This is a genomic window from Sulfitobacter sp. 1A13679 (assembly GCF_043557115.1).
Classification (GTDB): Bacteria; Pseudomonadota; Alphaproteobacteria; order Rhodobacterales; family Rhodobacteraceae; genus Sulfitobacter; species Sulfitobacter faviae.
Genome location: NZ_JBIFFO010000015.1, coordinates 58,118 through 71,055, shown reverse-complemented (window position 1 = coordinate 71,055; position 12,938 = coordinate 58,118). Strand labels below are relative to the sequence as shown.

General features: G+C 62.6%; 12 protein-coding genes. 11 read left to right on the top strand and 1 reads right to left on the bottom strand.

Going from position 1 to position 12,938, the window contains the following annotated elements:
- Window positions 1–48: 48 nt before the first annotated feature.
- The 10 genes from glnA (at window position 49) to ligD (ending at window position 10,287) form a co-directional block, all read left to right on the top strand.
- Complete coding sequence (gene glnA / locus ACGYLA_RS12950) at window positions 49–1,455, top strand: type I glutamate--ammonia ligase (RefSeq protein ID WP_168613076.1); 1,407 nt, start codon at window positions 49–51, stop codon at window positions 1,453–1,455.
- 141 nt (window positions 1,456–1,596) lie between these two features.
- The gene (locus ACGYLA_RS12945; RefSeq protein WP_394432963.1) at window positions 1,597–2,187 is read left to right on the top strand and encodes an exopolysaccharide biosynthesis protein; all 591 of its coding nucleotides are present in this window, start codon (window positions 1,597–1,599) and stop codon (window positions 2,185–2,187) included.
- 83 nt (window positions 2,188–2,270) lie between these two features.
- Complete coding sequence (locus ACGYLA_RS12940; RefSeq protein ID WP_394432961.1) at window positions 2,271–2,501, top strand: hypothetical protein; 231 nt, start codon at window positions 2,271–2,273, stop codon at window positions 2,499–2,501.
- 95 nt (window positions 2,502–2,596) lie between these two features.
- Entirely contained in the window at window positions 2,597–3,397 is an 801-nt protein-coding gene (locus tag ACGYLA_RS12935; protein WP_394432959.1) for a lytic transglycosylase domain-containing protein, read from the top strand.
- A gap of 285 nt (window positions 3,398–3,682) precedes the next feature.
- Complete coding sequence (locus tag ACGYLA_RS12930) at window positions 3,683–4,300, top strand: hypothetical protein (protein ID WP_168613080.1); 618 nt, start codon at window positions 3,683–3,685, stop codon at window positions 4,298–4,300.
- Entirely contained in the window at window positions 4,297–4,695 is a 399-nt protein-coding gene (locus tag ACGYLA_RS12925) for a phage holin family protein (RefSeq protein ID WP_394408835.1), read from the top strand. The genes ACGYLA_RS12930 and ACGYLA_RS12925 overlap by 4 nt, the downstream gene beginning before the upstream one ends.
- On the top strand, window positions 4,685–5,956 hold the full coding sequence (locus tag ACGYLA_RS12920; protein WP_394432957.1) for a DUF3618 domain-containing protein: 1,272 nt from the start codon (window positions 4,685–4,687) through the stop codon (window positions 5,954–5,956). Before ACGYLA_RS12925 ends, ACGYLA_RS12920 begins: the two co-directional genes overlap by 11 nt.
- 74 nt (window positions 5,957–6,030) lie before the next feature.
- The gene (locus ACGYLA_RS12915) at window positions 6,031–6,978 is read left to right on the top strand and encodes a YihY/virulence factor BrkB family protein (protein WP_067266359.1); all 948 of its coding nucleotides are present in this window, start codon (window positions 6,031–6,033) and stop codon (window positions 6,976–6,978) included.
- A 10-nt stretch (window positions 6,979–6,988) separates the two neighbouring features.
- Window positions 6,989–7,828 (top strand): Ku protein, encoded by an 840-nt coding sequence (locus ACGYLA_RS12910; RefSeq protein ID WP_394432955.1) that lies wholly within the window; start codon window positions 6,989–6,991, stop codon window positions 7,826–7,828.
- Window positions 7,828–10,287 (top strand): DNA ligase D, encoded by a 2,460-nt coding sequence (gene ligD / locus ACGYLA_RS12905; protein WP_394432953.1) that lies wholly within the window; start codon window positions 7,828–7,830, stop codon window positions 10,285–10,287. Before ACGYLA_RS12910 ends, ligD begins: the two co-directional genes overlap by 1 nt.
- A gap of 38 nt (window positions 10,288–10,325) precedes the next feature.
- Here the strand turns inward: ligD and ACGYLA_RS12900 are convergent, their stop codons facing one another.
- Window positions 10,326–11,480: a trans-sulfuration enzyme family protein gene (locus ACGYLA_RS12900; RefSeq protein WP_394432951.1), complete on the bottom strand. Its 1,155-nt coding sequence runs from the start codon at window positions 11,478–11,480 to the stop codon at window positions 10,326–10,328.
- 168 nt (window positions 11,481–11,648) lie between these two features.
- On the opposite strand from ACGYLA_RS12900, the gene ACGYLA_RS12895 reads away from it, so the two are divergent.
- Window positions 11,649–12,860 carry an alpha/beta fold hydrolase gene (locus ACGYLA_RS12895; protein ID WP_394432949.1) on the top strand — a complete coding sequence of 404 codons (1,212 nt, stop codon included), beginning with the start codon at window positions 11,649–11,651 and terminating at the stop codon, window positions 12,858–12,860.
- Window positions 12,861–12,938 lie beyond the last annotated feature (78 nt).

Below are 12,938 nucleotides of genomic sequence, written 5' to 3'. Positions count from 1 at the left end.
AACGGCCCTCGGGCCCAGACTACGAATAGACCATAAAGGACCTACACGATGGATACCCAGGAATTCCTGAGCAAAATCAAAGATGAAGGCATCGAATATGTCGACATCCGCTTTACCGACACCCGCGGCGCCTTGCAGCACGTTACCATCGTGAGCGATCTGGTCGACGAAGACTTCCTCGAAGAAGGCTTCATGTTCGACGGCTCCTCCATCGCAGGTTGGAAAAGCATCGAAGCCTCCGACATGAAGCTGATGCCCGACGTCAGCACCGCCTATGTTGACCCCTTCTATGCCGAAACCACGATCTGCCTGCACTGCTCCATCGTTGAGCCCGATACCGGCGAAAGCTATGAGCGTGACCCCCGTGGCACCGCTGAAAAGGCCGAAGCCTATCTGCGTTCCTCCGGCATTGGCGACAACGCCTACTTTGGCCCCGAGGCTGAGTTCTTCCTCTTTGACAACGTGAAATTCTCGAACGAAGTCAACAAGGTATCCTACGAAGTTGACGCATCCGACGGCTCGTGGAACACCGACACCGACTATGAGATGGGCAACATGGGCCACCGCCCGGGCCTCAAAGGCGGCTACTTCCCGGTGAACCCGGTGGACGAAGCGCAAGACCTGCGCGCCGAGATGCTCTCGACCATGAAGCGCCTTGGCATGAAGGTCGACAAGCACCACCACGAGGTTGCCTCCTGCCAGCACGAGCTGGGTCTGATCTTTGGTGAGTTGACCAAACAGGCGGATGAAATCCAGAAGTACAAATATGTGATCCACAACGTGGCCCACGCCTATGGCAAATCGGCGACCTTCATGCCGAAGCCGGTCTTTGGCGACAACGGCTCGGGCATGCACGTGAACATGTCGATCTGGAAAGACGGCAAGCCGCTGTTTGCGGGCGACAAATATGCCGACCTCAGCCAAGAAGCGCTGTGGTTCATCGGCGGCATTCTGGCCCACGCCAAATCGCTCAACGCCTTCACCAACCCGACGACCAACAGCTACAAGCGTCTGATCCCGGGTTTCGAAGCGCCCGTTCTGCGCGCCTACTCCGCGCGTAACCGTTCGGGCTGCGTGCGTATCCCGTGGACCGAAAGCCCCAAAGCCAAGCGCGTTGAGGCCCGCTTCCCCGATCCGGCGGCGAACCCCTATCTGGCATTCTCCGCCCTACTGATGGCCGGCCTTGACGGCATCAAGAACAAGATCGACCCGGGCGAGGCGATGGACAAGAACCTCTATGACCTGCCCGCGGAAGAGCTGGCGGACATCCCGACAGTGGCCGGTTCGCTGCGCGAGGCGCTGGACGAGCTGTCCAACGACATGGACTATCTGCTGGCCGGTGACGTGTTCACCCGCGACCAGATCGAAGGCTATATCGGGTTGAAGATGGAAGAGGTTCTGAAGTTCGAACAGACCCCGCACCCCGTTGAATTCGGCATGTACTACAGCTGCTGACGCGACGTTCGTCCCCACGGGACGGTGAGAGAAATTCGAAAGGGCGCGGTTCATTCCGCGCCCTTTTGCATGGCACCCCGCGGAACAGAGCCTGCCCTACCGCGTTGGCTTGGCAGAGCAGCAAGAAAAGGGGTGCGCATCATGGCCGAGGATTCAACGGCGCTGACGGATGTTGTCGATGAGTTGAAAGACGCGTCCAAGGGGAAAGACACCGTTGAAGTTGGCCAGTTGATCAACGCGCTTGACCAACGCGGCTATGGCCCCGCCCTTGCCGTGCTGCCGCTGATGGAGCTTACCCCCCTTGGCGGCATCCCCGGCTTTCCCACTGCGCTGGCCATTCTGGTGGGGCTCCTCGCCCTGCGGATGCTGCTGGGGTATGAGCATTTCTGGGCCCCCAACTGGCTGCGCAAGCGCACATTGGATACCGACAAGGTGCTGAAATCCGTCGAATGGCTGCGGCCCGTCTCGCAATGGATCGACGACAAGCTACAGGCCCGGCTGTCGCGCATCGCAGGCGCCACCGGTCAAAAGGTTGCCTGTGTCGTCATCCTTTGCCTGTGCTTTGCCGTTCCCCCGCTTGAGGTTGTACCCTTCGCCACCTCCGCGCCGATGATCGTGATTTCCATCTTCGGGCTGGCGCTGCTCTATCGCGACGGTCTGCTGATGCTGCTGGGCTTTGTCGGCGCCGGGATCGCGGCTTTTGCAGGTGCCTCCTATTTTCTGGGCGGCTGACCGCCCCGCGCCGCATCATTGCCACAAAAGGGCCATAGCGCCCAAGCAATCTTAACCACGACCCTGCAGAGGAAACGGATAAGATGGCGATTTCCACGACGACATTTAATGAACGGCTGCTGCGCATCGAACAGCGCGCCAAACGCGCCGACAACAAACACCGCCGCGCCAAGCGTAGCCGCAAAGGGCTGATGTTTATGGTTACAGTCGGCTTGCTATTCGGCGGGGCGAGCTTTGCTCAGGACAGCGCACCACAGGTCAACGTCTGGGCGGGCACCGCCATGGAATATATCCGCGCCCTTCTGCCACGCTGACGGCCAAAGATTTCTCTTTCCTTTGCCAACCTAGTTGAACCGTTGCTTATATGGGCTAACCTTTGCTCGGCACACAGACGCAGAGGGTCAATCTCATGTTCAAAACACTTTTCATCACCACCGCGGCCATCTGCACCTTCATGGCCGCGCCGACTTTGGCCGCGCAATGCGGCAATACGGCCAATGGCTTTGAGGCATGGAAAGGCGCTTTCGCCCAAGAGGCCCGCGCCGCAGGCGTCGGCCAGCGCGGCTTGGACGCATTGGCAAGCGCGCGCTACGCCAATGGCACCATCGCCGCCGACCGGAATCAGAAATCCTTCAAATACTCCCTGTCCAAGTTCATGCAGGTGCGCGGCGCGGATACGATCGTGGCCCAAGGCCGCAAACGCAAAGCGCGCAATGCCGGACTCTATAACGCGCTTGAGCAGCGCTATGGCGTGCCTGCGGGGGTCTTGCTGGCGATCCACGGGATGGAGACGGGCTTTGGCGGCTTTATGGGCAATAGCGCTGTCGTCTCGGCCATCACCACGCTGGCCTATGACTGCCGCCGCTCCGACTTTTTCGTGCCCCATGCCATTGGCGCGCTGAAACTGGTCGACCGCGGCGCCATCACCTCCAACACCCAAGGCGCGAAACATGGTGAGCTGGGTCACACGCAATTCCTGCCCGGCAACGCGCTGCGCTATGGCGTTGACGGCAATGGCGACGGTCGGGTCGATTTCTACAATCAGGTCGACGCACTGGCCTCTACCGCCAATTTCCTGCGCCAGAAAGGCTGGCAGCCGGGGGCGGGCTATCAAGAGGGACAGCCGAACTTCCGCGTGATCCAAGCGTGGAACGCGGCGGGCGTGTACCAAAAGGCCATCGCCATCATGGCCAGCCGCATCGACGGCTAACAGCCCACTTAAACTATGTTAAGCGGCGGCGCGTCCCAATCGGGGCGCGCCGCTTGCGTTTGTGGGCTCGGCGGGCTTCTGCGCCCGTTTAATTCCTATAGGCCAAAGGGTTCCCAGCATTCTTTTGCCCCGGCGGGGGAACCGCCCGCGGCGTCAGTCGTTGGACTGTAGATAAGATAATTGCTGCAGACGAATGGAGGGACCCATGCACGGAATTTTCTACCTCATCGGCCTGATCGTGGTCGTTCTCGCGATCCTGAATCTCGTATTTTAAAGGAGGTTACCATGCCCGACAACAACACCACACAGACCCAAAGCGCCGCTGCCAAAGAGCAGGCGACCGCTGCAAAAGACAAAGCTGCCGCCGCCGCGAGCAACGCCGCTGAATCCGCCAAGGCACAGGCCCGCGACGTGGCCGACACCGTATCCGCCGAAGCGACCAACTATGCCTACCAAGCGCGCGACACCGCCGCTGACGAGGTCAAAGGCGTGGCCTCTGCCCTGCGCACCGCAGCTGATGAGCTGCGCAGCGGCTCCCCGCAGGAGCGCAGCTTTAGCCAGCTGGCCGACGGCCTTGCCGATGTCTCTGACAGCATGCGCGACAAGGACTTGGGCGAAATGATGGGCGACCTGAACGGTTTCGCCAAGCGCAACCCGATGGTCTTCCTCGGTGGCGCTGCCCTTTTGGGCTTCGTGGCAACCCGTTTCGCCAAAGCCTCCAGCGATCGGCCTCAGGGCGGCTACGGCGGCACCGGCGTCGAATATGACGACGACGACCGCATCGACCGCCCCATGACCGGCACGCCGCCCACCGGTGCTGCCAGCACCGTGCCCGGCCGCACCGCCGCTCAGCCGACAACTCAGCCTGCCGCGCCCAATGTCGTTACAGGAGATAAAGTATGACCACCGAAAGCAACAAATCCGCCGGGAGCCTGCTGACCGAAGCCCTCTCCCACGTCAGTTCGCTGATGCGCAAAGAGGTCGATCTGGCCCGCGCCGAAGTGAATGAGAACCTGAAACATGCGGGCGTGGCTATTGGCCTGATCGTCGGCGCCGTAGTTGTGGCCCTGACTGCACTGAACGTGTTGAGCGCCGCCCTCGTGGCCGCCCTGACCGAAGCTGGCATCGCCGCCGGTTGGTCTGCCGTGATCGTCGGCGTTCTTCTGGCCATCGTCGCCTATGTGATGATCCAGAAAGGCACCAATGATCTGAAACTCAGCAGCCTTGCGCCCACCCGCACCGCCAAAAACGTCAAGCGTGACGCAGAGACCATGAAGGAGGTCTACGATGACAAATGACTCCAGAAACCCCGAAGAAATTGAACGCGAGATTGAACGGGAGCGCGCCGGTCTGGCCGATACGCTGGACGACTTGCAAGACCGCTTTTCGGTCGAAGGCATCGCGCGTCAGTTCTCTGACCAGTTCCGCGAGCATGGCGGCGACTGGGGTCGCTCCATCTCTGACGCGGCCAAGCGCAACCCGGTCGCATTGGCGCTGACAGGTGCGGGCCTTGCGTGGATGATGTTCGGCAGCGGCAACAACCGTGACCGCCGAGGCTACGAAGGTCTGGACCGCGATCGCGCACATCCCGTGCCGGTGCCGGTGACCAATACCGAAAACCGCCCCGCCGTGCGCGACGCGCGCCGTTCCTCTGCCCCCGCGAGCGCCTATGCCACCAGCTATGGCTCCGAACGCGGCGCTGCCGATGATGTGCCCGCTTGGGCCCGTGACGTGCATCACGAGGATGATGATGGCCGCGGCTTCGGCGATCGTGCCCGCTCTGCCGCAGGCAGCGTGAAAGGGGCCGCAGGCTCCGCCGCGAGCGGTGTCTCCGGTGCCGCAGGCTCTGCCGCTGGCAGCATCAAGGGCGCTGCAAGCTCGGCCGCCGGTCGTGCCCGCTCTGCCGGGTCATCGGTCGCCAGCGGTGCCCGCTACGCCCGTGACCGCGCGTCCTATGGCGCAAGCTCTGCCGTGGACAGCATCCGCAGCACCGCCAGCGGCGCCGCCCATAGCGTGCGTGACAGCGCCAATGCCGCCAACGAGCGTGCCTATGCCCTGCGCGACCGTCTGTCGGAAGGCACCGAGAACATGACCGCTGAAGCGCGTGAGCGCATCGTGATGGCCCGTGCCCGCGCTGTGGATGCGTGGAACGCCAGCGGCCGCTATGCCCGTCAGGGCGGTGAGCGTGCCTCGGACATGTTCGAAGAGCATCCGATGGTCGCCGGTGCGCTGGCCCTCGCAGTGGGTGCCGCAATCGGCGCCGCCCTGCCCCGCAGCCGCACCGAAGACGCCTATATGGGCGAGCACAGCGATGCGCTCTTTAACGAAGCCGAGCGTATTTACGCGGAAGAGCGTGACAAGCTGGGCAAGGTCGCCAAGGCCGCGACGGATGAGGCAGGCAAGGTCTTGAAAGAGACCAAAGACAACGCCGATGCCGCCGCCGATGAAGAGACCGCCGCCGATGCCGCCGTGAAAAAGGCAAAGGAAAGCGGTCAGCGCGTCGCGGACGCCGCTAAAAGCGAAGCTGACAAGCAAAAGCTCGGCGACGTGAAGAGCTAAGCCAAGCCACGCCCGCTCCCGACCTCGGGGGCGGGCATATTTTACGATACGAATTCAACGTCAAAGGACCAGATATGGCGCGCGGACGGAAAGCGGAAACGCCGATGGAGATACCGGCCCCCGGATGGAAAGACATCCTGTTGCGGGTCAAGGATGAGATCGCCGCCGATCACGTGTCGCTTGTCGCCGCTGGTGTCGCCTTTTACGCGCTGCTGGCGATTTTCCCTGCCGTGACCGCCTTGATGGCCCTCGCCGGATTGGTGATGGAGCCCGCGCAGGTCACCGCGCAGCTTGAATCCCTTACCAACCTCATTCCCGAAGAAGCCGCCAATATCATCCTCGGCCAAGCCGTCGCCGTGACCGGGTCGGAAGAGACGGGTCTGGGCTGGGCCTTCTTGATCGGTCTGGCACTCGCGCTCTACTCCGCGTCCAAGGGCGTGGGCAGTCTGATGGAGGGTCTAAACGTCGCCTATGACGAGGATGAGACCCGCGGTTTCGTCTCCAAACTGATCTGGACACTTGGCCTCACCCTCATGTTGATCGGCGTGCTGCTCTTGGGCCTTGCGGCCACGTTGGCTGTGCCCGCTGTGGTCGCCTTTCTCGCCCTACCCGATTGGGTCGAGACGCTGCTCACCTACGGCAGTTGGGTGTTGCTGGCCGCACTTACCGCGCTCGCACTGGCCGTGCTTTACCGCTACGGCCCCGCCCGCGACGATGCGGAGTGGAAATGGCTCACCCCCGGCTCCATCATCGCCTGCATCTTGTGGATCGTCGCCTCCATCGGGTTTTCGATCTACGTCAGCAACTTCGGCAGCTACAATGAAAGTTTCGGCAGCATGGCCGGGGCGATCATCCTGCTGATGTGGCTTTGGATCTCGGCCTTCATCGTGCTTCTGGGGGCTGAGTTCAACTCCGAGATGGAGGCCCAGACCCGCAAGGACAGCACCACCGGCCCGGATGAGCCGATGGGCCAACGCGACGCGGTCAAAGCCGATAAGCTGGGCCGCGCGAAGGGCAAATAGGAGAGTTCTCATGGCACCGCGCGCACTTTGGAAAGGTCAACTTCGCCTCTCGCTGGTGTCCATCCCGGTCGAGATATTCTCGGCCACCAAGACCAGTTCCAAAGTCTCTTTTCGGCAAATTCACAAGCCCTCGGGCAAGCGGGTCCGCTATGAGAAATCCGTGCCTGGCATCGGCCCGGTCAAGGCCGAGGATATTGTCAAAGGCTATGAGGTCGGCAGCGACGAATATATCCTCCTCGACCCTGATGAGGTGGATGAGATCAAGCTGGAGACGAAAAAGACTTTCGAGTTGGTGCAATTCGTCGATGCCTGCGAAATCTCTCCGCTCTATTTTGACAAACCCTATTACATCACCGCTTCCGACGATCTGGCCCAAGACGCCTACCGCGTGGTGCGCGATGCGCTGCGCCAATCCGGCAAGGTTGGGTTGGGGCAGGTCACCATGCGCGGCAAGGAATATCTGGCCTGCGTCAAACCCTGCGGAGACGGGCTGTTGATGGAAACGCTGCACTACGCTGATGAACTGCGCGAGGCGGATCAGATTTTCACCGATATCGAGGACGACAAGACCGACAATGAACTGCTCGATGTCGCGACCTCGCTGATCGACAAGAAAACCGCGCCTTTCGACGCCTCAGCCTATACAGACAAATATGCCGAAGCGATGCAAAAGCTGTTGGATGCCAAGGTAAAGAACAAGAAGACCCCGCGCGTGCAGACCGGAGATGACAGCGCCACTGAGGGCGAGAATGTGATCGACCTCATGAACGCGCTGAAAGAGAGCCTGAAAGAAGCGGGCGGCGGGAAATCCAGCGCCAAGAAAAAGGCGCCGCGTAAGAAAGCCTCGTGATGGCCAAATCCCCAGACAGGCTGGCCAGCTACAACGCCAAACGTGATTTCGAGGCGACAGCGGAGCCGCGCGGCCAGATCGGCGGCGGCGCGGGGCAAAGCTTTGTCGTTCAGAAACACGATGCCACCCGCCTGCACTATGATTTTCGCCTTGAATGGGAGGGGGTGCTGCTAAGTTGGGCCGTCACCAAAGGCCCCTCCCCCGATCCGTCGGAAAAACGTCTTGCCGTGCGGACGGAGGACCATCCGCTTGACTATGGCGGCTTTGAGGGGACGATCCCCAAGGGGCAATATGGCGGCGGTACGGTCATGCTTTGGGACCGGGGCACATGGATGCCGCAGGGCGATGTGGCCAAGGGGCTGAAAGACGGCAAGCTCAAGTTCACGCTGCAAGGCCAGCACATGCAGGGCGGTTGGACGCTGGTGCGGATGCGGGGCCGGGAAAAACGCGAGAATTGGCTGCTGATCAAAGAGCGCGACGATTATGCCCGCGATCGGCCCGATGGGCTAACCAAAGGCACCGCCCGGTCGATCACCACGGGCCGCACCATGGCCGAGATCGCCAAAGACGCCCCCGCCAAAAAGGTCGCCGACCCGCGCCCCAAGCGCAAAGGCAAGAACCCCGCTTTCGTCAAACCCCAGCTTGCCACCCTTGTTGCCGATGCGCCCGAGGGCGACGGCTGGATGCATGAGACGAAGTTCGACGGCTACCGCTGTCTGGTGTCCCTGGGCAAGAAAGGCACGCGGCTTTTCACCCGCTCCGGCAAGGATTGGACCGATAAGTTCGGCGCGCTCGGAGCCGCCTTTGATCCGCTGCCCTGCGACCGGGCGCTGTTGGACGGAGAGGTCATGGCGGCCAAGATCAACGGCTCGGCCTTCTCTTCGCTGCAAAAGGCGCTGAAAGAGGGACATCCGCTGGTCTTTTACGCCTTCGATCTGCTGTCGCTCGACGGTGAGGATTTTCGCGACGCACCGCAGATGGACCGCCGTGCGCGTCTGGCGCAGTTGCTATCCGGCGTGCCCGCAGGCGGGCCGCTGCGGCTGAGCGAGCATGTCATCGGCCATGGTCCCGAAGTCTTCGACCGCGCCTGCAAAGCCGGAGCTGAGGGGATCATCTCCAAACGCGTTGACGCGCCCTATACTGGCAGGCGCAGCAAAAGCTGGCTCAAGGTCAAATGCACCCGGCGGCAGGAATTCATCATCATCGGCTATTCCCCCTCCGACAAAAAGGGCCGGGCCTTTGCCTCGCTCCTGCTGGGCAGCCATGAGGGCGGCGAAATACGCTACAAGGGCCGCGTCGGCACGGGGTTCTCTGAGGAGGGCATGGCCGACCTCGCCCGCGCCATGACCGCCCGCAAGACCCCGCCCGCGAGCGATGTGCCAACGGAGGTGGCGCGCGATGCCAAATGGGTCCGCGCCGATCTGGTGGCCGAGGTCGATTTTGCCGAGTTTACCGCCGATGGCGTGATCCGGCACGGCAGTTTTCTGGGCCTGCGCGAGGATAAGGACGCGGGCAGCGTGACCTTGGAGGAACCGCAAGAGGAGCCTAAAATGGATAGCGACAGCAAGATCGGCGGCGTGCAGATCAGCAACGCCGACCGCAGAGTCTTCCCCGATGCGGGCTGCACCAAAGGTGATGTGGCACGGCATTACGAACGTGTCGGGGCGCGGATGATCGACCTCATGGGCCACCGCCCGCTGTCACTCTTTCGCTGCCCTTCGGGGATTGACGGGCAATGTTTCTTTCAAAAACACGACAGCGGCGGGATGCCCGACGCGCTGTCGCGCGTCTCGATCGAGGAAAGCGATGGCGACGCGGCGGATTACCTCTATGCCACGCGCCCCGAAAGCCTGATCGCGGCAGCGCAGATGGGCAGTTTGGAATATCACATCTGGGGCGCGCGGGTGGATCGGCTGAACCGCCCCGACCGGCTGGTCTTTGACCTCGACCCCGATGAAGGGTTGGACTGGGCCGATGTTCGCGCGGCAGCGTTTGAGCTGCGCGATGCGCTGGCGGCCCTCGGCCTGCAATCGGGGGCCATTGTCACCGGCGGCAAGGGCGTGCATGTCTGGCTGGCCCTGCGCCGCACGCGCGGTTGGGAGACGGTCAAACTTTTCGCCAAGACCTTTGCGCATGTCATGGCCGCGCAAGACCCCGACCGCTATGTCGCGACCATGTCCAAGGCCAAGCGCAAGGGCCGGATTTTCATCGACTGGCTGCGCAATGAACGCGGTGCCACGGCCATCGCGCCCTACTCCCTTCGCGCGCGTCCCGGTGCGCCGGTTGCCGTGCCGGTGACTTGGGAGGAATTAGAGGCGCTCGACAGCGCGAATGGCTTCCACATAGGCGATATGGCCGCGCGGCTGGATCAGCCCTGCCCGGCGCTGGCGGTGCAGGAGGATCTGCAATCGCTGACCGATGGGGTGATCGATAAGTTGCAGGAATGGTCTGAAACGTGAGGCAAGATTGGCCGCGAGGGTGCGCGGCCAATTTCGTTTCACTGCCCGAGCGCTTGGCCCAGATCGGCACCAAGGTCTTCGACATCCTCGATCCCGACCGACAGGCGCAACAGCCCTTCGGGGATCCCGGTATGCGGCTCGATCGTGTGGCGATGCTCGACAAGGCTTTCCACCCCGCCGAGCGAGGTCGCGCGGTGGAACAGCTGCAACCGCCCCGCCGCTTTCAACGCCGCCTCGGCCCCGCCTTTGACGACAAAGGACAAGAGCCCGCCATAGCCCCCGCGCATCTGCTGCGCGGCCAGCGCATGGCCGGGGTGGTCCGGCAGGCCGGGGTACATAACCTGTTCCACCTGCGGATGATCCGACAGGAACTCGGCTAAGGCCATGGCATTGCGTGACATTTCGCGCATCCTGAGCGGCAGGGTCCGCATCCCACGCGCAAGCAGCCACGCCTCCATCGGGCCGATCACCGCGCCCGCCTCGTTCCGGTCATCGCGGATCATCTGCCAGCGCGGTGCTTCTGCGTCCTTGGTGGCCAGCGAACCTGCCAGAACGTCGGAATGGCCGTTGATCCCCTTGGTCGCCGAATGCATCACGATATCCGCGCCATGCTCCAACGGGTGGCTCAGCACCGGCGAGGCTGCTGTGCTGTCGACCACCAGCGTCGCGCCCACTTCATGCGCGGCGGCGGCGGCCCCGGCAATATCGGTGATCCGCAGCCATGGGTTCGAGGGCGTCTCGATCAGGCAGAGGTCAGGCTTTTCGGCGCGGCACAGGGCGGCAAAGGCATCAAGGTCGCTTGCCTCCACCTCATGCAGCGCGATCTGCCGCCGGGCGCAGAAATCGCGGATCCATTTCGTCGTGCCCCAGTAAATCTGGCTCTGCACCACCACGCTCGCCCCATTGGGCACGGTGCGAAAGACCGCCGCGATGGCCGCCATGCCCGAGGGGAAGATCAGCGTCTCGTCGGCCCCTTCGAGCGCGTTGAGCAGACGCTCCGCCACGCGGGTGTTTTCGTTATGCGAGCGCAGATAGACGTTGTCAGGATTGACCAGATCGTAATTCTCGTCCCGCAGATAGGTGGTGGCGAATTGCACCGGCGGCACCACCCCGCCTGACGCGGGATCGACGGCGCCCGCGGCTTGGGCCGCGATGGTGGCAGGGTGCAGGTTCGGTTTGGGGGGCTGGGCCAAGATATGTCTCCGACAGGGGTTTTGCACAAGTCGTATACAAAGCAACAACCGGGGGCAAATGCGATCACGCGCAGTGCTTTCGCGTCACGCTTGGGTGAGCGCGCGGCCCCGGCCCTTGATCCGCCCGCTAGAGATGTCACCTTTAGGCCAAGCAAATTGGAGAGCCTCATGGCAATCGAACGCATCACTTTTCCCGGCCCGGGCGGCACGGAACTCTCCGCACGGTTGGACATGCCGGAGGGGCCGCATTTAGCGACCGCGCTTTTCGCGCATTGTTTCACCTGCGGCAAAGACATCCCCGCCGCGCGGCGCATCGCGGGTCGTTTGGCGGCGATGGGGATTGCGGTGCTGCGCTTTGACTTCACCGGGCTGGGGCATTCAGAGGGCGATTTCGAAGAGACGTCGTTCTCGTCCAACGTCGATGATCTGCTCGCCGCTTGCCGCTATCTGTCGGGCCGTGACATGGCCCCCGCCCTTTTGATCGGCCATTCACTGGGCGGCGCGGCGGTTCTAAAAGCCGCCGCACAACTGCCCCATGTCAGCGCCGTCGCCACGCTCGGCGCGCCTTTCGATCCGGCCCATGTGACCCATAACTTTGCCGAGAGCCTGCCCGAGATTTCGGAAAATGGGAGCGCCGAGGTCAATCTCGGCGGGCGGCCCTTTACCATCAGTCAGGGGTTCATCGACGATCTGCAGGGGGCCACGCTCGCCCCCGATATCGCTGGGCTGAAAGCCGCGCTGCTGGTGATGCACGCGCCGCGCGATGAGATCGTCAGCATCGACAACGCCGGACAGATTTTCATGGCCGCGAAACACCCCAAAAGCTTCGTGACCCTCGACGACGCCGACCACCTGATCACCCGCCCACGCGATGCCGAATATGCGGCAGAGATCATCGCCACATGGGCGGATCGCTACATGTCGTTGAAATCCCCCGCCCCGCCCCCCGGCGCGCCCGAAGGCATCGTGCGCGTTACCGAAGCGGATGCCGATGGGTTCTTGCAAGATGTGAACGCAGGCCCGCATCACCACGTGCTGGCGGATGAGCCGCGGGCCTATGGCGGCACCAACCGCGGCATGTCGCCCTATGGGTTTTTGTCTGCCGGATTGGGGGCTTGCACCTCGATGACCATCCGCATGTATGCCCGGCGCAAGGGCTGGCCGCTCGACGGCGTGAGCGTGGATGTCTGCCACGACAAAGTGCACGCGCAGGACGCATGCACCGGCGCGGCAGAGAAGATCGACATTTGGCGGCGGCGTATCCGGCTGGAGGGGAAATTGAGCGAGGAGCAGCGGCAGCGGTTGTTGGAGATCGCGGATAAATGCCCGGTGCATCGGACGCTGGAGCGGAGTTCGACGGTGGTGACCGAACTGCTTTAGCTACAACAGGTTTACCATCCCGTCCCAGAATCAAGCCGCAGGCGCCGAGCCATCGTCACCCTCCCCCCTCAGACTTGT